This window comes from Pseudoalteromonas sp. P1-13-1a, assembly GCF_001401875.1.
GTDB lineage: Bacteria > Pseudomonadota > Gammaproteobacteria > Enterobacterales > Alteromonadaceae > Pseudoalteromonas.
Map to the genome: position 1 here is coordinate 190545 of NZ_LKDV01000002.1, position 23158 is coordinate 213702.

At 41.2% G+C, this 23158-nt stretch carries 20 protein-coding genes; 14 read left to right on the plus strand and 6 right to left on the minus strand.

The window, feature by feature from the left end; translation table 11 throughout:
* Positions 1-147: 147 nt before the first annotated feature.
* Positions 148-705, plus strand: coding sequence for an endonuclease SmrB (gene smrB, locus AN391_RS02965; RefSeq protein ID WP_055014012.1), 558 nt, complete (start codon positions 148-150; stop codon positions 703-705).
* A 15-nt stretch (positions 706-720) separates the two neighbouring features.
* The gene (locus tag AN391_RS02970; protein WP_055014013.1) at positions 721-1653 is read left to right on the plus strand and encodes an AEC family transporter; all 933 of its coding nucleotides are present in this window, start codon (positions 721-723) and stop codon (positions 1651-1653) included.
* Between the two features lie 6 nt (positions 1654-1659).
* On the opposite strand, the gene AN391_RS02975 is transcribed toward AN391_RS02970, so the two are convergent.
* Positions 1660-2010: a RidA family protein gene (locus AN391_RS02975; protein ID WP_055014014.1), complete on the minus strand. Its 351-nt coding sequence runs from the start codon at positions 2008-2010 to the stop codon at positions 1660-1662.
* Between the two features lie 15 nt (positions 2011-2025).
* Positions 2026-2496, minus strand: coding sequence for a phosphohistidine phosphatase SixA (gene sixA / locus AN391_RS02980; protein WP_055014015.1), 471 nt, complete (start codon positions 2494-2496; stop codon positions 2026-2028).
* Positions 2497-2678: 182 nt separating this feature from the next.
* Here sixA and AN391_RS02985 point away from each other — a divergent pair, with 182 nt between their 5' ends.
* Together AN391_RS02985 and AN391_RS02990 are read left to right on the plus strand one after the other, a co-directional pair.
* A complete protein-coding gene (locus tag AN391_RS02985; RefSeq protein WP_055014016.1) occupies positions 2679-5402 on the plus strand; it encodes an insulinase family protein in 2724 nt (907 codons plus the stop codon).
* Between the two features lie 55 nt (positions 5403-5457).
* Positions 5458-7716, plus strand: a complete 2259-nt coding sequence (locus AN391_RS02990) for an EAL domain-containing protein (RefSeq protein WP_055014017.1) — start codon at positions 5458-5460, stop codon at positions 7714-7716.
* A gap of 263 nt (positions 7717-7979) precedes the next feature.
* On the opposite strand, the gene yeiP is transcribed toward AN391_RS02990, so the two are convergent.
* Positions 7980-8552: an elongation factor P-like protein YeiP gene (gene yeiP / locus AN391_RS02995; protein ID WP_055014018.1), complete on the minus strand. Its 573-nt coding sequence runs from the start codon at positions 8550-8552 to the stop codon at positions 7980-7982.
* Positions 8553-8746: 194 nt separating this feature from the next.
* Here yeiP and AN391_RS03000 point away from each other — a divergent pair, with 194 nt between their 5' ends.
* A complete protein-coding gene (locus AN391_RS03000; protein ID WP_004587303.1) occupies positions 8747-9133 on the plus strand; it encodes an MmcQ/YjbR family DNA-binding protein in 387 nt (128 codons plus the stop codon).
* Positions 9134-9170: 37 nt separating this feature from the next.
* Here AN391_RS03000 and AN391_RS03005 read toward each other — a convergent pair whose 3' ends face one another.
* The 3 genes from AN391_RS03005 to fadI all read right to left on the minus strand — a co-directional run bounded on the left by AN391_RS03005 (position 9171) and on the right by fadI (position 13482).
* Positions 9171-9680: a GNAT family N-acetyltransferase gene (locus AN391_RS03005; protein WP_055014019.1), complete on the minus strand. Its 510-nt coding sequence runs from the start codon at positions 9678-9680 to the stop codon at positions 9171-9173.
* Between the two features lie 269 nt (positions 9681-9949).
* On the minus strand, positions 9950-12172 hold the full coding sequence (fadJ, locus tag AN391_RS03010) for a fatty acid oxidation complex subunit alpha FadJ (protein WP_055014020.1): 2223 nt from the start codon (positions 12170-12172) through the stop codon (positions 9950-9952).
* The gene (gene fadI / locus AN391_RS03015; RefSeq protein WP_055014021.1) at positions 12172-13482 is read right to left on the minus strand and encodes an acetyl-CoA C-acyltransferase FadI; all 1311 of its coding nucleotides are present in this window, start codon (positions 13480-13482) and stop codon (positions 12172-12174) included. The genes fadJ and fadI overlap by 1 nt, the downstream gene beginning before the upstream one ends.
* Positions 13483-13811: 329 nt before the next feature.
* Between fadI and AN391_RS03020 the strand changes: the two genes are divergently transcribed.
* From AN391_RS03020 to AN391_RS03060, 9 genes are all read left to right on the plus strand, one after another.
* Positions 13812-14768 (plus strand): MoxR family ATPase, encoded by a 957-nt coding sequence (locus AN391_RS03020; RefSeq protein WP_029773481.1) that lies wholly within the window; start codon positions 13812-13814, stop codon positions 14766-14768.
* 3 nt (positions 14769-14771) lie between these two features.
* Positions 14772-15716, plus strand: a complete 945-nt coding sequence (locus AN391_RS03025; RefSeq protein WP_055014022.1) for a DUF58 domain-containing protein — start codon at positions 14772-14774, stop codon at positions 15714-15716.
* A 2-nt stretch (positions 15717-15718) separates the two neighbouring features.
* On the plus strand, positions 15719-16153 hold the full coding sequence (locus AN391_RS03030; RefSeq protein WP_055014023.1) for a DUF4381 domain-containing protein: 435 nt from the start codon (positions 15719-15721) through the stop codon (positions 16151-16153).
* Positions 16146-17132 carry a VWA domain-containing protein gene (locus tag AN391_RS03035; RefSeq protein WP_055014024.1) on the plus strand — a complete coding sequence of 329 codons (987 nt, stop codon included), beginning with the start codon at positions 16146-16148 and terminating at the stop codon, positions 17130-17132. The genes AN391_RS03030 and AN391_RS03035 overlap by 8 nt, the downstream gene beginning before the upstream one ends.
* Positions 17132-19036 carry a VWA domain-containing protein gene (locus AN391_RS03040; RefSeq protein ID WP_055014025.1) on the plus strand — a complete coding sequence of 635 codons (1905 nt, stop codon included), beginning with the start codon at positions 17132-17134 and terminating at the stop codon, positions 19034-19036. Before AN391_RS03035 ends, AN391_RS03040 begins: the two co-directional genes overlap by 1 nt.
* Entirely contained in the window at positions 19030-20694 is a 1665-nt protein-coding gene (locus AN391_RS03045) for a BatD family protein (protein WP_055014026.1), read from the plus strand. Before AN391_RS03040 ends, AN391_RS03045 begins: the two co-directional genes overlap by 7 nt.
* Positions 20695-20757: 63 nt before the next feature.
* Positions 20758-21315 (plus strand): sigma-70 family RNA polymerase sigma factor, encoded by a 558-nt coding sequence (locus AN391_RS03050; RefSeq protein WP_055014027.1) that lies wholly within the window; start codon positions 20758-20760, stop codon positions 21313-21315.
* Positions 21315-22067 carry a DUF3379 family protein gene (locus AN391_RS03055; RefSeq protein WP_055014028.1) on the plus strand — a complete coding sequence of 251 codons (753 nt, stop codon included), beginning with the start codon at positions 21315-21317 and terminating at the stop codon, positions 22065-22067. The genes AN391_RS03050 and AN391_RS03055 overlap by 1 nt, the downstream gene beginning before the upstream one ends.
* A gap of 163 nt (positions 22068-22230) precedes the next feature.
* A complete protein-coding gene (locus tag AN391_RS03060; protein ID WP_055014029.1) occupies positions 22231-23076 on the plus strand; it encodes a Tim44 domain-containing protein in 846 nt (281 codons plus the stop codon).
* Positions 23077-23158: the final 82 nt, after the last annotated feature.

Here is a 23158-nt window from a genome sequence, read left to right on the forward strand (position 1 = left end):
TTTACCTGTTTTAGCTAACTGACTGTTTTGAGTCTTTGCAACGATTGCATTGCCTAACTGTGCTGAGCAAATTACAATTGCCCCTCACCTTTATATTGTACCGCCTTTTGCGCTGCGTTTTTACGTTTTTTTGTTTAGGTAAAATTTATGAAAAAAGACATCTCATCACAATCGTCCCTAAGCAACGACGACATTGACCTTTTTCGCCAAACAATTACAGGCGCTAAGGTGTTCAAACAAGATACCCATAGGTTTGATACAAAACCTAAAGTGTCACAAGCGAAGCAATTTGCCCAGCAAAAAAAGCAGGTTGAGTCTGAATTTTTCTTTTCTGACGAATATATCCCCGATATAGACACAAATAGCACCATTAACTATGTGCAAAATGGTCACGACTCTTTTTTAGCAAAACAGTTGCGACGCGGCGACTTTGCGCCCGATTTAACTCTCGACCTGCACGGGCTTAATAAAGAACGTGCAAAAGATGAACTCGCAGGGCTTATTCACGAGTGCAAAAAACAGCATTATTACTGCGCGTGCATAGTGCATGGTATTGGCGAGCGTGTTTTAAAACACAAAGTACCGCAGTACTTGGTGCAGCACCCCGATGTAATAGCCATGCACCAAGCACCGCTTGTATACGGCGGACGCGGTGCCGTGTTGATTTTAATTGATTTACCACAAAGCGATGAGTTTAGACGCTAATTAGAGGAAGAATACGTGCAAATTTTTTCGATTATTTTTCCATTAATTTTTATTGTCGCATTGGGCTACACCTGTTGTTATTTTAAATTTTTTAATCAGCAGCATATTGCCGGCTTAAGTAAATTTACTTTTTATGTGAGCTTACCCGCCTTTTTAATGCTCAATATGTCGCAAATAAATTTGCATCAAAGTATTAGCCTCCAAGCATTTTTAAGCTTTTATATTCCTGTGTTAGCGGTATTTGCTTTGGGCATACTTATTGATAGGTACTGTTTAACCAAACAAGAAAGTGCGGGAAATTATCAACAGCATAGTGTGTTTGGTCTTGCTGGAAGTTATTCAAATATGGTGTTAGTGGGTATACCCATTGTTATTGCTTCACTTGGCAAAGACATGATTGCTATCGCCTTTATGATCATCACATTTCATAGCACGCTGCTTTTTGCGTTAACTTATTTAATAGGCGCGAAAGGAAACACAGCTGATTTCTCGTGGGCAAAATTTGCTAAAAACATGGTCCTTAACCCTATTGTGTTAAGTATTGGCTGTGGGTTACTTTTAAATGTGTCGGGGATTACATTATTTGCTAATTTAGCCAACGCCTTAGAGCTACTTGCAAGCCCTGCTATTGCGTGCGCTTTATTTGTATTAGGTGCTAATTTGGTGTTTTATAAAGTAGCCGCTAATTGGCAGCCAGCGCTTATTTCTTCACTATTAAAAATACTGGTGTTGCCTGCTGCTGTGTATGTAGCAGCTACATGGGTGTTTGCATTAGATACGCAAATTCGTAACGTACTGGTATTGCTGAGCGCCTCACCCGTTGGCGTTAATGCGTATTTAATTGCAAGCCAATTAAATACGCATCAAGTTACGCTCGCCGGTGCAGTGGTGCTTTCAACAGTGCTTAGTGTTGTAAGCTTTTCGTTGTGGCTTGCTGTACTTTTATAACAACACTTATTTAAGTGCGGCCACTACCGAAATTTCTACTAATAGTGCATCGCGCGCCATTTTAGCTTCAACACAGGCGCGTGCTGGTGCATAACCTTCTGGTACCCATGCATCCCAAACCGCATTCATATCGGCAAAATATTCCATGCTTTTAACGTAAATAGTTGCGCTGAGCATATGCTTTTTAGAACTCCCCGCCTGCTCAAGTAAGGCCTCTACTTTGTTGAGCATTGTTTGCGTTTGCTCTGTTATGTTTTGCTCTGCATCACTGCATACTTGTCCGCATAAATAAACGGTTCCATTATGCTTAACTATACGGCTCATGCGCGCACCCGTTTCAAGGCGTTCTATACTCATAGTTATCTCTTTTTTCTATATATTGGCAGGCGCGTTGATATTAATATATTCACTGCGCTGTGAGGTTTCATCATACTGAATTACAGCAACCGCCGCGGTGTTAAAAATAGGCATATTACCCGGGGTGAGTTGATCAACTATATAGCTGACAATAGGCATATGGGCGACCACTAACCAGGTATTGCACTGGGGGTGCATAGCAATAAGTGTTTCTAAATAGTCAGCTGCTATTTGTGGCTTTCCCTCAGGAATAATATCGCTACACGTTTCACTAAATTTGAATACATTGTTTTTCTCGACTTCTTTAGCTGTTTGCTGTGCCCGCGAGTAAGGACTTACCAACAAAGCGTCAACAGAAAAATGTTGGTGTAACCATAAGCCCATTTTTTCTGCTTCTGCATGGCCTTTCGGTGTTAGATTTCTTGCTGCGTCGTTAGCTTGCATCGGTGTTGCTTCGCCGTGGCGCATAATTAAGATTGTTTTCATAAATAATCAACCGATTAATGAATATAAAACAGTAGCCAGTTTGCCCATTTGTCCGCTATATTAACTATTATTCCAAAGAATAATTCTCTCATGATATTCAGGTAAATCTTTTCGCTATTTTTCGCTGTCCTGAAGCTATCATCTGTTGTTAACAAGTAAACGTTTAGTTTCAGGAGCATCATTTGAATATCAGCCGCAATGATAACAGAGCATACCGCGCCATTACACTCGACAATGGGCTAAAAGTATTATTAGTGCAAGATAAAGATTCAACTAAAGCCGCTGCTTCTATGGCCATAAACGCTGGCCATTTTGATGATCCCCTTGATAGGCAAGGCCTTGCACACTTTTTAGAACATATGCTTTTTTTAGGTACCGACCAATACCCTGATTCTGGAAGCTTTAATAATTTTGTTTCACAAGCTGGCGGCAATACTAACGCATGGACCGGCACTGAACACACTTGTTATTTCTTTGATATTAATAATCAAGCACTTGAAGGTGCACTTGCACAGTTTAGCCGTTTTTTTATAGCCCCATTATTAAACCCAGCAGAAACCGAAAAAGAGCGTAATGCTATCGACGCTGAGTTTAAATTAAAAATAAAAGACGACGGTCGGCGCATTTATCAGGCTCATAAAGAAACCGTAAACCCAGCCCACCCTTTTGCGAAGTTTTCCGTTGGCAATTTACAAACACTTGCAGATAGAGAACGCTGTATAAGTGACGAGCTCAGAGACTTTTTTACTAACCACTATCAAGCACAGTGGATGACATTAGTGATATGCGCGAATGAACCGCTCGATACACTAGCGCAATGGGTACGACATTACTTTAGCCCTATCAAAGGGGATAAAGACCAAGTAAAGCCCGCTATCAATGAACCTTTGTACCGCGCACAAGACATAGGCAAAATACTGCATATAGAACCGCATAAGCATATGCAAAAGCTTATAGTTAGTTTTGCTATGCCAAATATTGATGACTTTTACCGACACAAAACGGTAAGTTTTATAGCCCATCTACTAGGCTACGAAGGCGCAGGCTCGCTGTACTCTATTTTAAAAGAACAAGGGTGGATTAACGCCCTTTCTGCCGGTGGCGGTATAAATGGAAGTAACTTTAAAGATTTTAACATTAGCATGGCCCTTACCGATGAAGGCATTGAATACTTTGAAGACATAATAGAAATTGTGTTTGAGTATATTTGCCTAATCAACGACAACACCGACAAACTACCGCGCCTGTATCAAGATAAAAAAAACCTGTTACAAATTGCGTTTGATAACCAAGAAAAATCGCGCTTAATTGATTGGGTAAGTAACCTGAGTATTAATATGCAGCACTACGACGAAGCTAACTATGTGCAAGGCGATTACTTAATGGAGGGTTTTAATAAAGCCGCTCACGAAATGGCTATGCAATGGCTTACCCCACAGAATATGCGCTTGGTACTTATTCACCCAGGCGTTGAGGCAGAGCACACAACCGCGTGGTACAACACCCCTTACAAAGTTGAGGCAATTTCGCCGCATTGGCTGGAGTCGCTTTCACATATAAATAAACCCTTAAACACCATGCTGCTGCCTACAGCAAATCCTTATTTAACAAAAGAAGTGGTGTTATATGAAGTCGAAAAACCACAAACAAAGCCTGTATTGTTAGTTAAAGAGCCTGGTTTTGATTTTTGGTTTAAACAAGACAACACCTTTAGAGTGGCAAAAGGTCATTTTTATTTAGCAATGGACTCGCACTTTGCAGTAAAAGATGTAAAACACATGGCCTTAACTCGCCTTTTTAGCGACTTATTTATGGACAGTGTCGGTGAGCAATTTTACCCTGCAGAACTAGCTGGGCTTAGTTATCATTTAACCTCACATCAAGGCGGGCTTACGCTTCACACAGCGGGGCTATCCACGAGTCAGTTAGAGTTAGTAGAGCAATTACTTGATGCACTGTTTAATGTTGATATTTGCGCCCGTCGCTTTGCTGAATACAAAAAGCAACTGGTAAGACACTGGCGAAACAGTAACCAAAATAAGCCCGTAAGTGAGCTATTTAGCGTGTTAGGGGCTAAAATAATGCCATGGAATCCGCAGCCTAATGAATTAGCTACAGCACTTAAAAATACGTGTTTTCAGCAATTTAACGAATTTCGAGTCGACTTTTTTAAAGCTTTACATGTTGAGTCCTTTTTACATGGTAATTGGCAGCATACAGATGCAAAAGTGTTCCATAAAAAAGTGGCTGAACATCTAAAAAGTGCCGCTGCTATTGAAGATTTAACACGCCCGCTGCGTGAAATAGATCAAGTAACCCGCTGTCAGCTTGAACTGCCTTGTAGCGACCACGCTATGGTTATTTATTATCAGGCGCAAACCTCTGATGTAAATGAAAAAGTAAAATTAATGGCGCTTAATCATTTAATAAACCAAGATTACTTTAATGAACTGCGAACAACTCAGCAATTAGGGTACTTAGTTGGCACAGGTTACGCCCCTTTTAACACCCGAGCCGGTATCGCTTTTTATATACAATCACCAAAATTTGAAGCTCAAACCCTGCTGCACAGACATAATCATTTTGTAAGCCAATTTATTGCCAACCTAGACGCCCTAGATGAAACAGCATGGCAGCAGCATAAACAAGGGTTAGCAACTCATATTGCTGAAAAAGATAAAAACCTACGGTTACGTTCACAGCGCTTTTGGCTTGCAATAGGTAATAAAGATCATAATTTTCATATGCAAAAACGCCTGTTAGAGGCTCTCCATACGCTTACCCTTGAGCAAATAAAGGCCTATACAATGGCTATTTTTGCAGACGATAGACCAAGGTATGAGTTATTAAGTAGCGCAAAAGTAAATAAATCGCAAAAAATGCCGCTTTGCTCGCAATCTCTTTGACTCTAAAGGAGGCATGATTTAAATTATTGTTTGTTAATTAGTAGTAATAAAACAAATGATAAAAATAACAATAATAAAATGTAGTTTTTGCTGGTTGCTGCTAAGCCTATCACCCGTAGCGGTTGCCTTTGAACACGCCTTTAACATAGATACCCACACTGTTTTAACTGTTTCCAGCGCCCTCCTCGCGCTGGCTTTGCCGTATCTATTATTGGTAATTTATAAATTAAAGCGCTCTAGACTGCAGCATAGCCTCTCGGAAAAACGCTTAAAAAGCACTGTTGAAGGCAGTGGTGATACACTTTGGGATTGGAATATAAAAACTGGCGAAGTTATTCGCATTAACGACAAATACATGATGGACTCAACAACGTTAATGGGTTTTCCGCCAAACAAAAGCTTAATTCACCCACACGACATTGCTTCAGTAGAGCATTTACTAAAAAAACACTTTGCTCAAAAGTCTGCTTTTTTTGAAGCCACTTACCGCATTAAAGACACCTTTGGCCACTGGCACTGGGTATTAGACCGCGGAAAAATAATAGAAAAAGATGCTAACTTAGCCCCACTGAGGATGACTGGCACAGTGCGCGATATTTCAGTGTTAAAATCAACACAAGAGCGCCTCAATTTATTTGCTAAGTGTGTTGAATCCCTTACTGATGCACTCGCTATCTATGATAAAAACTTTAACTTAGTTGATATAAACCCCAGCTTTTTAACCCTGTTTGGTGGCGTTAGAGAGCAGTACATTAAAAAGCCTTTTAACTTACCTGGTTACGATAAAAGCTATATAGAAAACATTAAAAATATAGTACGAGAGCGTGAGCGAATTCAACAAGAGGTAAAACTGCGCAATAGCGAGCGAGTTTTACTACCTATAGAAATTTCTATTGATGAGATAAAAAACGCTCAACACCAAATAACAAACTATGTCGTGGTTTATTCAGATTTAACTGAACGTAAAAATGCACAATCGCAGTTACATAATTTATCAAATAGAGACCGCACGACCAGTTTACCAAATAGAAATTTATTTTTTACGAACCTACAAAAGCTAGTAAAACAAAACACCCATCACGCCCTTTTGGTATTTGATTTAGATAACTTTAAAAAAATAAATGACTCGTTAGGCCACCAGCTAGGCGACAGCTTGTTAGCAAAATTGGCTATGCGGTTAAATAAATTAACCCGCGAGAATGATGTTTTTTACCGCTTAGGGGGTGATGAATTTGCCCTAGTTATGGCAGATACAAACGACATACATGTGATAACGCGCATGGCAAAACAGTTTTTAGCCGCTATTGCCACCCCATTTAAAATGGCAGGCCATGAGCTCGCGATTACCTCTAGCGTAGGCATAGTGTTATTCCCTGAAGATGGCAGTACGCCAGAACTACTGTTAAAAAACGCTGATACCGCTATGTATCACGCTAAAAAGAAAGGTAATAGTTATCTGTTTTTTAACGACACTATGAACCGCCAAGCGGTTAAACGCTTACAAATAGAAAACCTAATGCGCTTTGGTCTAAAAGAAAACCATTTTGAAGTGTATTACCAACCAAAAATGAATATTCGCACAGGTAAACTCACCGGAATGGAGGCATTAGTGCGCTTTATAACGCCCAAAAAAGGCGTTATTAGCCCCGGCGTTTTTATTCCTATTGCAGAAGAAACCGGGCAAATTATAGAAATTGGTGAGGTGGTTTTAAACAAAGCGTGTCGCGATGTAAAGCAGTGGCTAGACGATGGGCTATTTAGCGGCCGCGTTGCAGTTAACTTGTCGGCTAAGCAGTTTAGCTTGCCAGATTTAACAACCCGTATTGACGTGATCTTACAAAAAAACGAACTTCCCTCTTACTTTTTAGAGCTGGAAATTACCGAAGGCACCGTAATGGACGACCCGCAAGAAGCCATTGCAATTATGCGCTCGCTAAGTGCCCGTGGTATTCATTTAGCCATGGACGATTTTGGCACAGGTTATTCATCTTTAGCGTACTTAAAACAATTTCCGCTCAATACCTTAAAAGTAGACAAAGCATTTATTGATGACATGACCACCGAACGAGGCCGTAATATGGTTGACTCTATTGTGACGATTGCACAAAACCTCGATTTACATGTGGTTGCTGAAGGTGTGGAGCAAGCAAGCCAAATTGACATACTTAAAACGCTAAATTGTGAAACGGTGCAAGGCTATTTCTATTCTAAACCGCTTTCAAAAGATGAATTTACCGCGTTTTTGAAACAGCAACAAAGTAACTCTACGCCAAGCCTTATAAGTGCTAATAAACACTTAGCTCAAATAAGGTAATGCCATGGAGCAAATACACAGATTGGCTTCTTAATTGTGTATGCAAACACCTGTGTACGGAAAAGCAAACATCTTCTCCATTAAACTCAAAAGCAAAGCTACGTATTTTAGGGCAAATAGGCCCGTTTAATCAGACGAATAAGTAGCGGCTCTAGCTATCAGCTTATATAAATTAAGTATTGATATAGGTTGTGTTTACTTAATTTATAAAATTTTGACATAAAAAAAGCCGGCATAACGCCAGCTTTATCATATAGCTTGGGCTACTTTTCAGCGCGGCCCATAAATTTGTGCTCAGCCGTATTAATACGGATACGGTCGCCCGTAGAGATATGCTCAGGCACCGAAATGGTTAAACCCGTGCTCAGACGTGCAGGCTTAGAGCGCGCACTCGCAGAAGCACCTTTGATTGAAGGGTCAGTCTCTTCAACAACCAACTCTACGCTCGATGGCAAATCTAAACCTACAGGCGAGCCATCAATCACAATAACGTGTACGCCTTGCGTTTCTTCGTTAACGAATTGAATTTCTTCTGCTATTGCCTCTTTGTTTAAGTTATACGGCGTGTAGTCTTCATTATCCATAAACACGTATTCATCGCCATCAATGTACGAAAGCATTGCTTCGCGGCGAGTTAAGTCTGCTAGGGTTAGCATGTCGCTGTCTTTGAAGGTTTCGTCTACTTTTGCACCTGTTACGACATCGTATAAACGCATACGGTACAAACTACCGCCTGCACGACCTTGTGGTACCGAACGTACAATATCTTTAACTACCAACACACGATTATTAAACTCAATCGCGGTTCCTTTTTTAACGTCACTCGCCTTTGGCATGGGGGTTTTCCTATTATTTTTTTGATTGCCAGAAACATACCACGAACTGGGTATTGTTCAACTAAAAATACGTTAATTTGGGGCTTCATTTGATGTAGACTTGCAAAATTTTAATTTAAAACTAAATACCTATAATCAAAAGCGAAAAAAACTGCTATGGTATCTCTACCGAGTATGACTTCAAGGATTGGATCATGGACCAAAACACAGTACATGAGTATTTAGTAAAGAAGCCCTTGGTGCAAGTGACAAAACCATTTGCTCAAGAGGTTGATGTTTATAAAGTAAATCATAAAATGTTTGCCACCCTTGCCTTAGGTAATGATGGAGACGTTAATGATGATGGAGATCCTATTTGGTGGCTTAATTTAAAGTGCGATCCCGATGAAGCACTTAAATTGCGTGATATTTTTCCTGCGGTGATCCCTGGCTATCATATGAACAAGCGGCTTTGGAATACGGTGATATTAGATGGCTCTATTCCACAAGGCGAAATTGAAAGAATGATCGATAATTCGTTCAAATTAGTTGTTGAGAATATGCCAGAAAAAGACCGTAAAGCAATTGAAGCACATCTATAGAAACCACCATCACGGGCTAGCTTGCTAGCCCTATTTGCTACAACTTTAATGTGTATATCAAATCATCATAACGTGTATTATTAATAGTATGCGCTTGCGTATTAATGCCCGTTAACGTTAGTCCACACTTTTGTAATACTTTTTCAGAGCCTATATTCCCCTTTGTAACCACGGCTTTAAACTGTGTAATACCCCATTGTTGCCATGCCCACTCAATCACGGCACGCAGTGACTCACTGGCAAAGCCTTGATTAAAATACGCGGGTAAAAACAAATAGCCTAGTTCAGCTTGCTCAAGTTCGTACGTAAACCCCGTAACACCCATGGGCTCATTTGAACGCTTATCAAATACGACAAGGCAAAGTGGATGAGTAGAAGTGCTATCCCAGCTTTTTAAACGTTGTTCAAACCGGCTGCGTACAAACGCTTCACTGGGCATATCGTAGCAATAACGGATCACGGTTGAATTTTGATGTAACTGCAAAAATAATGGCCAATCACTGCTTTGAAGTGGGCGCATTGCTAGTCGTGCTGTAAACAACTGCATAATGGTTTACCTCTTATCTGCTTAGCTGCAAATTAAGCTAACACACTTTATAGCAAGCCACTTAATTATAAGCCTTATTTGAGGGTAAAAACCTGTCGATAACTAAATAAAGACTGGCAATCTAAGTTTATAAATGCACGTTTTTAACACAGTATGTACCGAGGTTAGCCCTAAAGAATAATTGCTTATCATTGCGCCCTAGTATTCTATATTTACAAATAGCAGGTATAAAAAAACCGCATCTAATGCGGTTTTTTAATCAAGCTGTTTTACGAGTCTTGCTTTGGTGAGTCCACGCTCTCTTCTTGAGGTTGCTTATCAGCAGGCTCTGCCTCTATTGCTTGTTCAGCAACAGGTGCTGGGCTTAGCTCAGTTGTAACAGGCTGCGTTTGATAAAACTTAGCGCCTGATTCAGCCATACTTACTAACGTATCGCACGGAGCAAAGTTCGCATTGCTATTAGCCAAAGTAGACATTTCAGAGCTTACTTTACTTGCGCCCAATTTATCCATGTAGCTAAACGGTCCACCTAAAAACGGTGGGAAGCCAATGCCAAATATAGCGCCAATATCGCCATCACGTGGGCTGGCAATAATGCCATCGTCTAAACAACGTACTGCTTCGTTAAGCATTTGTGATACACAACGCTTAGCAATCTCGCTTTTATTTAAACGCGGAGCAGGTGTCACACCTAGTAGCTCATACACTGACTCGTCAACTTTTTTGCTCTTTTTATCGTACTCATAAAAACCACGACCCGTTTTACGGCCTAGGCGTTTTGAATCAATCATACGAGAAAATGCATCTGGCGCTTTAAATCGCTCGCCTAATTCTTTTTCAAGAATTGGGGCAATTTTAGAGCCTATATCGATCCCTACTTCGTCAAGTAAAGCAAGCGGCCCCACTGGGAAGCCAAACTCTACAAGGGCTGCATCTATTTTTTCAATTGGCTCACCGGCAAGCATTAAATTAGCCGCTTCATTTACATAAGGCGCTAAAATACGATTTACGTAAAAACCAGCCATATCTTTTACCACAATGGGCGTTTTACCTTGCTTACGAGCAAAGTTAACGACACGTGCTATGGTCTCTTGTGACGTGCCTTCATGTGGAATAATTTCCACTAGTGGCATTTTTTCAACTGGCGAGAAGTAATGCAGACCAATCACGTTTTCTGGACGCTGCGCCTGCGCTGCAATTTGTGAAATAGGCAGTGATGACGTGTTACTAGCAAAAATAGTATTGCTTTGACATTGCTGCTCTATATCAGCAACCATACCTTGCTTTAAGGCTAGGTCTTCAAATACAGCTTCCACTACTAAATCAATGTGTTTAAAGCCGCTGTAGTCAGTAGTACCGGTAATACGGTTCATGGTTAACTGCATATCAGCTTTAGACATAATACGGCGCTTAAGGCGCTTATCTAAAATTTTGTAGGTGTAGTTCATGGCATTACTAATGCCCTGTTCTGCAACATCTTTAATACGCACAGGTACTTTGGCTTTTACTGCGCTTACATGCGCAATACCAGCACCCATTAAGCCACCACCTAAAACAGCTGTTTTACTAATAGCCGGCGCATCATCGTGAAGCCACTCTTTTTTCATTTCCGTGGTTGCAAAGAAAATACTACGCAGCGCTTTAGATTCATCGCTCATTACAAGTGTTGCAAAACTTTCAGCTTCTGTTTTGTATGCTTTTAATTTATCAAGCTCTACACTTGCACGCACAGCCTTAATAATTGCAAGCGGTGCAGGATAATGTCCGCCAGTTTTTTTAAGGACGTTTTCTTTCGCCTTTTTAAAGATAAAGTTACGACCAAACGGGTTTGACTCTAGCAATTTGCTTACTTTATCAAGCTTAGGCTCTTTATCTGCTGGCTTTTTCTTAGCTGCAAATTCTTTAGCAACTTTTAACAATACACTTTGTGGTACTACATCATCTAATACGCCCGCTTTTTTAGCTTGCTTAGGGCGAATCTGCTTACCTGTTAGCATCCACTCTAGCGCTTTTTGAATGCCTACAATTTTAGTTAAACGCTGCGTACCGCCACCACCTGGTAATAAACCAAGTTGAACTTCAGGCAGGCCTACTTTAGTAATATCGCTATCCGTGCCTACGCGGTAATCACACGCTAAAGCAAACTCTAAACCACCACCAAGCGCCGCACCATGAATTGCGCTAACCGTTGTGTAAGGTAGCTTTGTCATATCAAAAAAGGCTTGATGACACAGCTCACTGATTGCTAAAGCATCTTCACGTTTTTGCACGCTATCAAGCATTTTTACATCAGCGCCCGCGATAAAGTTATCGCTTTTACCACTAATAAATACCATACCCTTTACTGACTCTTGCTTGGCTTCTTCAAGTAAAGCTTTTAAGTCATCAGCGAATGAGTCGCGCAGAGTGTTCATTTTTTCACCCGGCACATCAATGGTTACTACGGCAATTTTGTTTTCATCTACCGTTAAATTAAATACTGAATCTGTCATTACGCGCTCTCCAATACAAAGGCTGCACCTAAACCACCAGCAGCACACGCTGTTGTTAATGCTAAACCGCCACCACGACGTTTAAGCTCGTGTAAGCTTTGCGTAATTAAGCGAGCACCGGTTGCTGCAAATGGGTGACCATATGCCAGTGAGCCGCCGTTAACGTTAAACTTATCCATGTTAATTTCGCCAATTGCTTTGCTACGACCAAGTTTTTCTTGCGCAAACTTATCTGATGCAAACATTTTCATGTTAGCCAGCGCTTGTGCTGCAAATGCTTCATGCATTTCAATTAAATCTAAATCAGCAAGCGTAATACCAGCCCTATCAAGTGCGATAGGCGTTGAATGCGCTGGGCCCATTAGCATATCTTGCTCTACACCAATTGCCGAGAACGCAAAACTGCGCACATAACCTAAAATTTCGTAGCCTAGTGCTTTTGCTTTGCTTTCGCTCATCATCAGTACCGCTGCTGCACCATCGGTTAAGGGTGTTGCGTTTGCTGCGGTAACCGAGCCATGTTGGCGGTCAAATACCGGTTTAAGCTTAGCGTAGCCTTCAACGGTAGAATTTTTCCGGATGTTATTATCTTCTTCAATAAAGCTTTTGTATGGCGGCAAGTGCGCCGTCATAACTTCATCTTTTAACTTGCCATCCGCCCATGCCTGGGTTGCAAGTGAATGCGAGCGATGCGCGAGTGCATCTTGATCTTCACGGCTAATGTTGTGTGTTTTAGCCATTTGCTCAGCTGTTTGCCCCATAGAAAGACCCGTCGAGTACTCGGCAACCGCTGGCGGTACTGGTAATAAATCTTTTAAACGCAGTTTTGAAAATATTTTTAAGCGCTGGCCTAAGGTACGCGCTTTGTTTAAATCAACTAAGCTACCTGCCAATTTTTTACTTACGCCAATAGGCAGCACTGAAGATGAGTCAGCACCACCAGCAATACCTACATTTACAGAGCCTGCCATAATAGACTCAGCTACATTGGCAATGGCCTGAAAGCTGGTAGCACACGCACGCGATACAGAATACGCGTCTACACCAACTGGCATACCCGTACCTAATACTATTTCACGCGCAATATTTGGCGCTTCTGGCATTTGCACTACTTGACCAAATACAAGTTGATCGATTTCTGACTTGTCGAAATTTAATCGTTCAAGCATTTCGTTAACCACCAGCTTACCCATATCAAGGGCTGGTACATGGTGAAACGCTGTTGCTTGTTTTGCAAAAGGTGTACGCAAGCCGCTAACGATGGCAATACGGTCGCCCTTTGGTGTTTTTAGTATGTTTTGCTCAGACATTTATGCTCTCCCGCTGACAGGTCTGACCTGTTTGTTTTCCTCGATTCTAAACAACCCGTGTGCTAAAGCCAATAGATAAACACAAATTTATACAAAAGCACTAAAGCTAGATATACACATAGTGCTTAATATTGACTACCACAATAGGCTTTTTTACGCGTTTTTACAAAGATTTGTGGTACGCTAAAAACCGTTAAAAAATAACGAACTATTTTTAAAAATACAGTCTAACTCTTGAGTTACTCACTTATAAACCTTATAACTAGGTCAGTATTAATCACCTAAAACAAATTAGGTACAAACCCAGCTGACGAGGAAGTCTATTTATTATGGCAGCTAACGCATTCAAACAATTAAAAACGTACTTAGATACACAAATTATTGGCCAGCCAGAGCTTACTCAAGCACTCCTTATTGCCATTTTAGCTGATGGGCACCTATTAGTAGAAGGCCCACCAGGGCTTGCAAAAACCCGTGCTGTTAACGCCCTTGCTAAAGGCATTGAAGGCTCGTTTCAACGCGTGCAGTTTACGCCCGACTTATTACCTGCAGATGTCACAGGCACCGATATTTACCGCCAACAAACAAGTGAATTTGTGTTTGAAAAAGGCCCTTTATTTCATAACCTTATCTTAGCCGATGAAATAAACCGTGCCCCAGCAAAAGTACAATCAGCGTTATTAGAAGCCATGGCAGAGCGCCAAGTAACGGTAGGTAAAAACACCTACCCGCTTAGCGATTTGTTTATGGTAATGGCTACCCAAAACCCGCTGGAGCAAGAAGGGACTTACCCGCTGCCAGAGGCACAATTAGACCGTTTTTTATTACATTTAAGCATTGATTACCCAGGTGCAGAGCACGAGCTAGATATACTGCGCTTAACCCGTGGTGAAGCGCTTAATGAACACCAAGCGGTAATGCAGCAAATTACCCAAAGCGACTTATTTGCCGCTCGCCAAGCTATTTTAGGTTTGTATTTAGCCGAGCCGCTTGAGCAATATTTAGTACAGCTTATTATTGCCACTCGAGAAGGGGCTAAGTTTGATGAGCAACTTGGCCGTTGGATTGAGTTTGGCGCAAGCCCCCGTGCCACCATTGCACTTGATAAATGTGCCCGTGCCCACGCTTGGTTACATGGCCGTGATTTTGTTGCACCCGATGACATTCAAGCCGTTGTACATAATGTACTGCGCCATCGTATTATTTTAAGCTACGAAGCACAGGCTGATGGCATTACTAAAGATCAGGTGATAAGCCGTATTGTTGAACTTGTAGCCGTACCCTAAGTTATGCAAACACAATTAGACTCAAAGGCGTGGCTAAAGCAAAGCCATAGCCACGGTGTAAATTTAGCGCTAAAAGAGCTTATGTATTACAAAGCAAAAGCGCAATTGCTAGAGCTTGCACCAAAAGTTAAAATTAAAAACAGTTTAGCTGGGCAATACCTTGCGCCTCATAAAGGCCGAGGCATGGAGTTTGCCGAAGTACGCCATTACCAGCAAGGCGATGACATTCGCTCTATTGACTGGCGAGTAACGGCGCGTACCGGCGAAACCCATACAAAGCTTTTTCAAGAAGAAAAAGAGCGCCCTGTGTTTGTATTTACTGATTTTTCAAACTCAATGCTTTTTGGCTCAAAGCTGCTACTTAAGTCGGTACAAGCTGCGCACATTAGCGCGCTAGTTGCATGGTCTGCGTGTCAACGCGGAGATAGAATTGGCGGCATTGTGTTTAACCAGCACTCGCATTTAGAGCTAAAGCCCAGCGCCCGCGAAAAAGCAGTATTAAAGCTGTGTCATAACCTATGCGACAGCCACCAGCAAGCACTTAACAATATAGACAAACAAGCAAGTAATAACTTTAGTGATAATTTAAAGCGCCTTAATCATTTAGCTAAACCTGGCAGCTTAGTGTATTTAGTCTCTGACTTTAATGCCCTTGATGATGCAAGCTTTAAGCAATTAGAAATATTAAGCCGCCACTGCGAGCTGATAGGCTGTCATATAAGTGACCCATTTGAGCATCAGCTCCCTGCGTTTAAACAAACTGTAACGGTAAGTGCAAATAATCAAGACTTTGCCCTTCCACTAATGGACAGTAATTTTAGAAAACGCTTTGCAAAAAATGCCGAGCACGCATTTAGTACTCGCCTTAACCGCTTAACTAAATCAGGCCTTAATTTAATATCATTCAATGCAGCCAGCCCGCTTGAACTGCAATTAGTGAGAAAGTAACCATGCAATCCAATCCACTCGACGGCCTGCACGACATAATAGCACCAAGCCAAGTAAGTTGGTGGCCACTCGCTCCTGCTTGGTGGGTTATTATTGCCCTGCTATTTATAGTAATCTGTGCAGCTGCTTTTTGGTTTTACAAAAATCACAAATTTAAAAAGCCAAAACGTTACGCAATAGATTTAAGTAAAACAGAACAAAACCCGCTCACCCTTCATATTATTTTAAAACGCCTTGTTATTGAGTATTACGACAAACGCCTAGCTGCACAGTCAACCACTAATTGGTGCAATACGCTTAATGCGTTAACGGGTTTAAGCTTTAGCGAGCAGGAAATACTCAGCCTTTATAACACCGAGCAAGCAAACAAAGAACTAACCGACAAGTTTCGCCAAGGTATTAAACAATTTAAGTTAAAGGAGTCAGTACATGTTTGAATTTAGCTGGCCTTGGTTATTTTTATTACTGCCGCTGCCTTTATTACTTTTATTATTAAAGCCAGCTGCAAGTAGCGCACAAACGCGCCTTCGCATTCCTAGCTTTGCTCAACACAATTTAGCCACACACAGCTTTGAACAAGGCACACGTAAGTTAAGTATTTTTGAATGGGCTTTATGGTTATTACTGGTAACAGCGGCTGCAAACCCAACGTGGTTAGATGAGCCTATTTCATTACCTAATGAAGGACGCGATATAATGCTTGCGGTCGATTTATCAGGCTCGATGACCGAACAAGACATGGCCTACAACGGCCAATATGTTGATCGCCTCACTATGGTAAAAGCCGTATTGAGTGACTTTATAGAGCAGCGTCAAGGTGACAGGCTAGGGCTGATATTATTTGGCGATACCGCATTTTTACAAACGCCGCTAACTCGCGATGTTAAAACCGTAAGTAAAATGCTTAGCGAGTCTCAAATTGGCTTGGTAGGGCGCGCCACCGCTATTGGCGATGCGCTAGGTTTATCGGTAAAACGTTTTGCCAATAAAGATAAAAGTAACCGCATTGTGGTGCTATTAACCGATGGGCAAAACACCGCGGGTAATTTAAAACCTGAAGACGCCCTACTCCTTGCCCGCGAAGAAGGAATAAAAGTATATACCATAGGGGTTGGCTCTGATAACCGACGCGGCTTTAGCCTTTTTAATATGGGCGGTATGAGTGGCGGCAGCTTAGATGAAAGCCTATTAAAAGATATTGCCGAACAGACCGGTGGGCTATATTTTAGGGCCAAAGATGTAGCTGGACTTCAGCAAATTTACGCAGAGCTCGATAAGTTAGAGCCAATTAGCGCAGATGAGCAGACATTTCGCCCGCAAAGCTCATTGTTTTACTACCCACTACTTATTGCTATTTTGCTCATTAGTTTAAAAATACTGTTAAGCACCTTACGTGCATTAAAGGAGCCTAGCTAATGGACTTTACATTTATTCGCCCCGCTGTTTTGTGGCTTTTAATACCAGCGCTGGCTTTGTTTTTTATCGCCTTTATTAAGTATAAAAAACAAAGCGCAGATAACCTAATAGCGGTTCATTTGGCGCCGTTTATTATGAACGAGTCAAACACTAAAGCCAGCCAACCACTCTGGTTGGTTGCTGTATTTTGCTGTTTAGCGATTATGTTTAGTGCAGGCCCAAGCTTTGAAGAAAAACAGGTTCCTGTATTTCAAAGTAAAAGCGCTCGTGTAATTGTAATGGATATGTCGTACTCAATGTACAGTACCGATATAGCACCAAATCGTTTAATGCAATCGCGCTTTAAGGCACTCGATATGATTGAGCTATTTAAAGAAGGCGACACGGCTTTAGTTGCTTATGCCGGCAGTGCCTATACTATTTCGCCACTCACAAACGATGCCACTACGCTTAGCAATTTAATTCCGAGTTTAAGCCCTGACATTATGCCCGATAAAGGCTCGAATGTTTTAGCTGGCCTTGATATGGCAAAGGAGCTTTTAACACAAGCAGGCTATATTGATGGCGATATAATATTAGTTACCGATGGCATAGACCAAGAAGAACAAAGTGATATTACAAGCTTTACCAGTAATTCCTCTTATCGGCTAAATATATATGGCGTTGGCACAGAGCAAGGCGCGCCGATTAAATTACCTGAAGGCGGCTTTTTAAAAGACAGCTACGGTCAAATAGTCATTCCTACTATTAATATTAGCCGCTTAAAAAGCCTAGCGACGCGAAGTGGTGGAAAGTTTGCCCTTTACCAACCTAGCAGCAGCGACATAGCTACTTTTGCACCAAGTGCCAATAGTGAGTTATTAAAAGATGAAAAACAAAGCCATGCCCTTTGGCGTATAGACGCCGGTATATACGGGTTACTTATTTTACTGCCCTTAGGTCTTTATTTATTTAGAAGTGCAGCATTTTTAGGGGCCTTTTTGGTACTCAGCGTTTTGCCAACCCAGCAAGCAAGCGCATTAGAGCTCCCCTCTTTTTTAAAAAATACTGATCAGCAAGCACTTGATGCTTATAAAAATAAAGATTTTGAACAGGCCGCCAATGCCGACTCAAGCAGCTTAAAAGGGGCCGCATTGTACCAACAAGGTAATTTTGATGCCGCACTAGAAGCCTTTAGTAATGATAAATCAGCCACTGGTTTTTATAACTATGCCAACGCGCTTGCCAAATCAGGACAGCTAGAACAAGCCATAGATGCTTACAAACAAGCACAAACGTTACAACCTAACTTTAGCGAAGCCGCTGATAACCAAGCTTTGGTTGAGCAGTTGCTCGAGCAGCAACAGCAGCAACAGCAAGAGGGTGATTCGCAAGATAATCAGCAACAATCTGCTCAAAGTGAGCAACAAAACAATCAGCAATCAGATCAAAGCCAACAAGGTGAAAATAGCGATTCTCAATCAGAGCAAAGCCAAGGCGAACAATCACAAGATCAGCAAGGTGAGCCAAGTGATGAGTCTGACACTGAGCAAGACCCACAAAGTGCTGAGTCGGGTTCACAATCAGATAAACAAAATGAGCCAGACCTACAAACTCAGCCACAAGCTAATCAAGAGCAAAAACAGCCTGAGCAAACAAACGAAGAACAGGCTGAAAATGCTCAGCCGCAAACAGCGCAGCAGCAAACGTTAACAGATGAGCAAAAGCAAAACGCCCAACAACAAGCCGCGCAAGCACAAGCCCGTGAGCTCACCAACGAAGAGAAAGAAAAAGCCCAGCAGCTTAACCAGTTATTAAGAAAAGTACCGGACGATCCGGCAATTTTATTACGGAATAAAATGCAATTAGAAGCCCAAAAAAGACAATATCAACGTCGCCCTACAGGAGTAGAAAAATCATGGTAATGCGATTATTTTGCTGTTTATTGCTATTAAGTGCGATGCCATCATGGGCCGCCACCAAATTAGAGGCAAGTGTAGATAAAAACCCAGTCCTTGCTGGCGAATTTTTTATGCTTAACATTTCAGTGGACGACACAATAAAAACCGAGCAACCCGACACCTCGGTGTTACTTAAAGACTTTGTCGTTGGGCCCACAAGTTTGAGTACGCGCACCAACATTATAAATGGCAGTATTAATAAGCAAACAACGTGGTCTGTAAAGTTAATGACCCGTAATGAGGGCGAATACACCATTCCAGCCTTTACCGTGGCAGGTTTAAGCTCGCAACCTATAAAATTAAAAGTGGCTAAACGCGCAGCCGATGCTGATAAAAATAACGATATTTTTTTAAAAACATCGCTCTCAAGTGACGCGTTGTTTGTTCAAGAAGCTGGCGTATATACGATTAAACTCTACCTAGCAAAAGAGCTACTTGATGGCAGTTTAAGTACACCCACCATGGAGGATGCCCAACTTACTCAATTAGGTAAACAAACCGAAAGCTATGAGCTTGTAGATGGTAAACGTTATTTAGTGATCACCCGAGAATACTTACTACAACCGCAAAAAAGTGGTGTATACACTATTACAGGCCCTACATTTCAAGGCCGTGTACAACAAAACTACCGCCAATTAGAGGTGTCGGCTTTAGGGGATGATCAGCAACTTGAGATAAAACCTATCCCAGCAAACTATAAAGGCGCATGGCTGCCCAGTGAGTTAGTTAATATTGATGAGCAGTGGCAACCTGATGAAAATACAGTAGAAGTTGGCACACCTATTACACGCACTATTACCTTAACCGCATTAGGGGTTACTAAAGAGCAACTGCCTGAAATTGATATGAAAACCATTACGGGAATTCGCAGTTATCCCGACGAGGTAGAAACAAACAATGCCGTAAGAAACGGACGGGTTGTATCTCAGCAAACAGCGTCATTTGCGTTATTACCACAAAAAGCAGGTACCTACACCCTACCTGAAATAACATTGCCTTGGTATAACACCAAAATAAACCGTATTAGCTATGCTAAATTACCTGAACGTACTATAACCGTAACACCAAGCGCCAATGGTATAAACCCAAGCACTGCTACAAACGCTCCCCTTAATACAGGTGAGCCAAATTTGCCTGACAATAATCTAAGTAATACAGAGCAGCACAATACAGCAGTAGCCACGTCGCAAAGTGTTATTCCGCTTTGGTTAATTATTGTTGCCGTGCTGGGGTATATTTTTTGGATAATCACTGCAATTTTTTATTGGCTAAGCCGTTCTACTAATAATGAGCAAAAAAATAACAGTGCATCTGTAAATAAAGCCCAACCGCTTTCATTAAACGCGCTTAAAAATGCAGCCAAATCAAATAACCTCAATGCATTTTACAGCGAACTAAATGAAGTAGCGATTAAGCTTACGGGCAAAAAAGTAGCTGCGATAGACACGTTAATACACAACATCAATAATGATGAGCTGGCAATACAGACCAACCGTTTACGCTCAGCTCTTTATGCTAATAACAACGCAGATTTCGATCTTAATGCTATTATTAACATAATTGAACAGCACCAAGTTCAACACGCAAAGTCGCAACAAGCTGTATTAAAAGACCTTTATTAAAAAATTGATAAGTTCAGGTCTTTGCATGCATTAAATGATAAATTTTAACTAAAAAAAGTAATTATGCTTGGAAAGAAAAAATCAAATAATCAGGTCTTAGTTGATATGGCAGAGAAACAAAAGCGCTATGAAGCCTTGGTTCATGTATACAATAAGGAGCTTTATCGCTTTGCTTATTGGTTATGCCGTGACCCCCATATTGCAGATGACTTAGTACAAGAAACGTTTTTACGTGCTTGGCGCTCGCTTGACTCATTATTGGATCAAAAAGCCGCCAAGCCATGGCTGCTCACTATTTTGCGTAGAGAAAATGCGCGTCGCTTTGAGCGCAAGCAATTTGACTACAGCGATGTAGAAAACGATACACTTGTCGATGAAACCAGCCATTCGTTAGATGATGAAATGGAGCAAACGGTTATCCAACGCCAAATTTCACTGCTATCTGACGAATACAGAGAACCCTTACTTCTGCAAGTTGTTATGGGTTGCTCTGGTGAAGAAATAGCTGAGATTCTCGATTTAAATAAAAACACGGTTATGACCCGTTTATACCGTGCCAGAAACCAACTTAAAGAGGCTTTAAGCCGTGATGATGAACAACTTAAAGGGGCATCAAAATAATGGATGAACTTGAGTTTCGTCGACGCACTATTGCGCAGCCAAACGATTTAGAAAAGGAGCTTTTAGAGTTTGCTAAAGAAAGCTCTGAGCGACAAAACTTTATTAACGACATGAAAGACTTTGATAAACACATTCAAGATGCGTTAGATGTGCCCGTGCCTGAAAACCTTGCTGAGCGTATTATTTTAAATACGTCGTTGAAAGAAAAAGCGATTCAAGAGGAACAAGCCTCAGGGGGTAACGTTGTAGATGCACGCTCTCGGTTTAAATTTGACCGTGTTCATTTAGCGTTAGCCGCGTCTTTTTTTGTGGCCATTGGTGCGTTCTTTTTTAGCACAGAACAACACATTGCCCACGCAGCAGGTGAACATGCCTTAACCCATGTTTACCATGAAATTAGCGCCCTTGAAAAAACCGATGCTATTAGTTTACAAAGCGTCAACGACAAGCTTGCACTACTTGGCGCTCATATAGAAGAGCTGCCTGGTAAGATTACTTATGCAATGTTTTGCGATTTCAAAGGAGAAAAAGGTTTGCACTTAATTTTTGAGTCAGACTTTGGCCCAATGACAGTGTTTATTGTCCCTTCTGAAAATAAGTCGTTTGGGTTTGGCGAAGATGATTTTCATGATTCTCGTTTTGCAGGGCATATTAATCGAGGCGAAAAAGCCGATACTATTTTAGTGGCAAATACCGGCGCGCCAATTAATGTGTACAACGAGCGGGTTACCAATGCTATTCGTTGGCTATAACTTTATTGTTATTTTAAAAGCGCTTAAATAAGCGCTTTTTTTGTGCCTATAAATAATTACCACTGTTTACTTATCACTCGATCACGTTGATTTTAAGCGTAATTTATTAAGTTCTACAACAAAGTAAATTATAATTCCTGCTCGATTTAAATTAAGGAATTTCATGAAGAACATCATCGTTATATTTACTTTACTAGCACTACTTTGTACTGCCAGTTTTGATGTACATGCACGTAAAAAATTTGGTAGCAGCAAACGCGGCAAAACCCCAACAACTCAACAAACCGCACAAAAGCAAAAAGCTGACACGACAACACAAGCCCCGGCTACTAAAGCTAAGTCGAATAAAAAAGGCATAATGGCGGGTGTACTAGGTGGACTTTTAGCCGGTGGGTTAATTGCAGCAATGTTAGGTGATAATTTTGAAGGGTTTCAGCTATTGGAAATGATTTTATTAGCTGGAGCTGCATTTATTATATTTAAGCTTGTTATGGGCTTTATACGCGCTAAACAACCCCCGCAGCTTGCTGGCAATAATATGGGGCAAAATGCATTTAAACACGCTCAATCTGAGCAGCCTATAAATCATAGGTTTGCTCAGCAAAGCACTAACGCAGAACAAGTGCCTTATAACTTACCACCCAATTTTGACGTAAATGGCTTTTTACAAGGTGCGCGTAGCCATTACCATACGCTACAAATAGCATGGAACAATGCTGATTATGCAACGATGGCTGAATACCTAAGCCCAGAGTTAGCACAAGAATTTAAAGCAGAACGCGAAGCGATTGAAAGTGTAGACACTGAAGTTATGTTTATAGATGCAGAGCTTGTTCGCGCCGATACAACAGCGAGCGCTTGGCAAGTAAGTATTCGCTTTAAAGGTAAGTACCGTGATTTAGGTGATAAAAAAGAAGAGCCAATTTTAGAAATTTGGCACCTTGAGCGCTCAACATCAAATGATGCACCATGGCTGATTGTTGGTGTTGAAGACTTAATTGAAAGCTAAGCTCATTTTAATACCAATCCGCATAATTAAGTGATCTATTTTGAGGAGGGGTATAAATTAAAAAAACCGCACAACCTTTGGT

Bases quoted from the DNA above. Each gene is read 5' to 3' on its own strand.
- AN391_RS03020 (WP_029773481.1), top strand. From the start codon at position 13,812: ATGGCAGCTAACGCATTCAAACAATTAAAAACGTACTTAGATACACAA.
- AN391_RS03045 (WP_055014026.1), top strand. From the start codon at position 19,030: ATGGTAATGCGATTATTTTGCTGTTTATTGCTATTAAGTGCGATGCCA.
- AN391_RS03035 (WP_055014024.1), top strand. From the start codon at position 16,146: ATGTTTGAATTTAGCTGGCCTTGGTTATTTTTATTACTGCCGCTGCCT.
- AN391_RS03005 (WP_055014019.1), bottom strand. From the start codon at position 9,680: ATGCAGTTGTTTACAGCACGACTAGCAATGCGCCCACTTCAAAGCAGT.
- fadJ (WP_055014020.1), bottom strand. From the start codon at position 12,172: ATGACAGATTCAGTATTTAATTTAACGGTAGATGAAAACAAAATTGCC.
- AN391_RS03060 (WP_055014029.1), top strand. From the start codon at position 22,231: ATGAAGAACATCATCGTTATATTTACTTTACTAGCACTACTTTGTACT.
- sixA (WP_055014015.1), bottom strand. From the start codon at position 2,496: ATGAAAACAATCTTAATTATGCGCCACGGCGAAGCAACACCGATGCAA.
- AN391_RS03055 (WP_055014028.1), top strand. From the start codon at position 21,315: ATGGATGAACTTGAGTTTCGTCGACGCACTATTGCGCAGCCAAACGAT.
- yeiP (WP_055014018.1), bottom strand. From the start codon at position 8,552: ATGCCAAAGGCGAGTGACGTTAAAAAAGGAACCGCGATTGAGTTTAAT.
- AN391_RS03000 (WP_004587303.1), top strand. From the start codon at position 8,747: ATGGACCAAAACACAGTACATGAGTATTTAGTAAAGAAGCCCTTGGTG.
- AN391_RS03040 (WP_055014025.1), top strand. From the start codon at position 17,132: ATGGACTTTACATTTATTCGCCCCGCTGTTTTGTGGCTTTTAATACCA.
- smrB (WP_055014012.1), top strand. From the start codon at position 148: ATGAAAAAAGACATCTCATCACAATCGTCCCTAAGCAACGACGACATT.
- AN391_RS02990 (WP_055014017.1), top strand. From the start codon at position 5,458: ATGATAAAAATAACAATAATAAAATGTAGTTTTTGCTGGTTGCTGCTA.
- fadI (WP_055014021.1), bottom strand. From the start codon at position 13,482: ATGTCTGAGCAAAACATACTAAAAACACCAAAGGGCGACCGTATTGCC.
- AN391_RS02975 (WP_055014014.1), bottom strand. From the start codon at position 2,010: ATGAGTATAGAACGCCTTGAAACGGGTGCGCGCATGAGCCGTATAGTT.
- AN391_RS03030 (WP_055014023.1), top strand. From the start codon at position 15,719: ATGCAATCCAATCCACTCGACGGCCTGCACGACATAATAGCACCAAGC.
- AN391_RS03050 (WP_055014027.1), top strand. From the start codon at position 20,758: ATGCTTGGAAAGAAAAAATCAAATAATCAGGTCTTAGTTGATATGGCA.
- AN391_RS03025 (WP_055014022.1), top strand. From the start codon at position 14,772: ATGCAAACACAATTAGACTCAAAGGCGTGGCTAAAGCAAAGCCATAGC.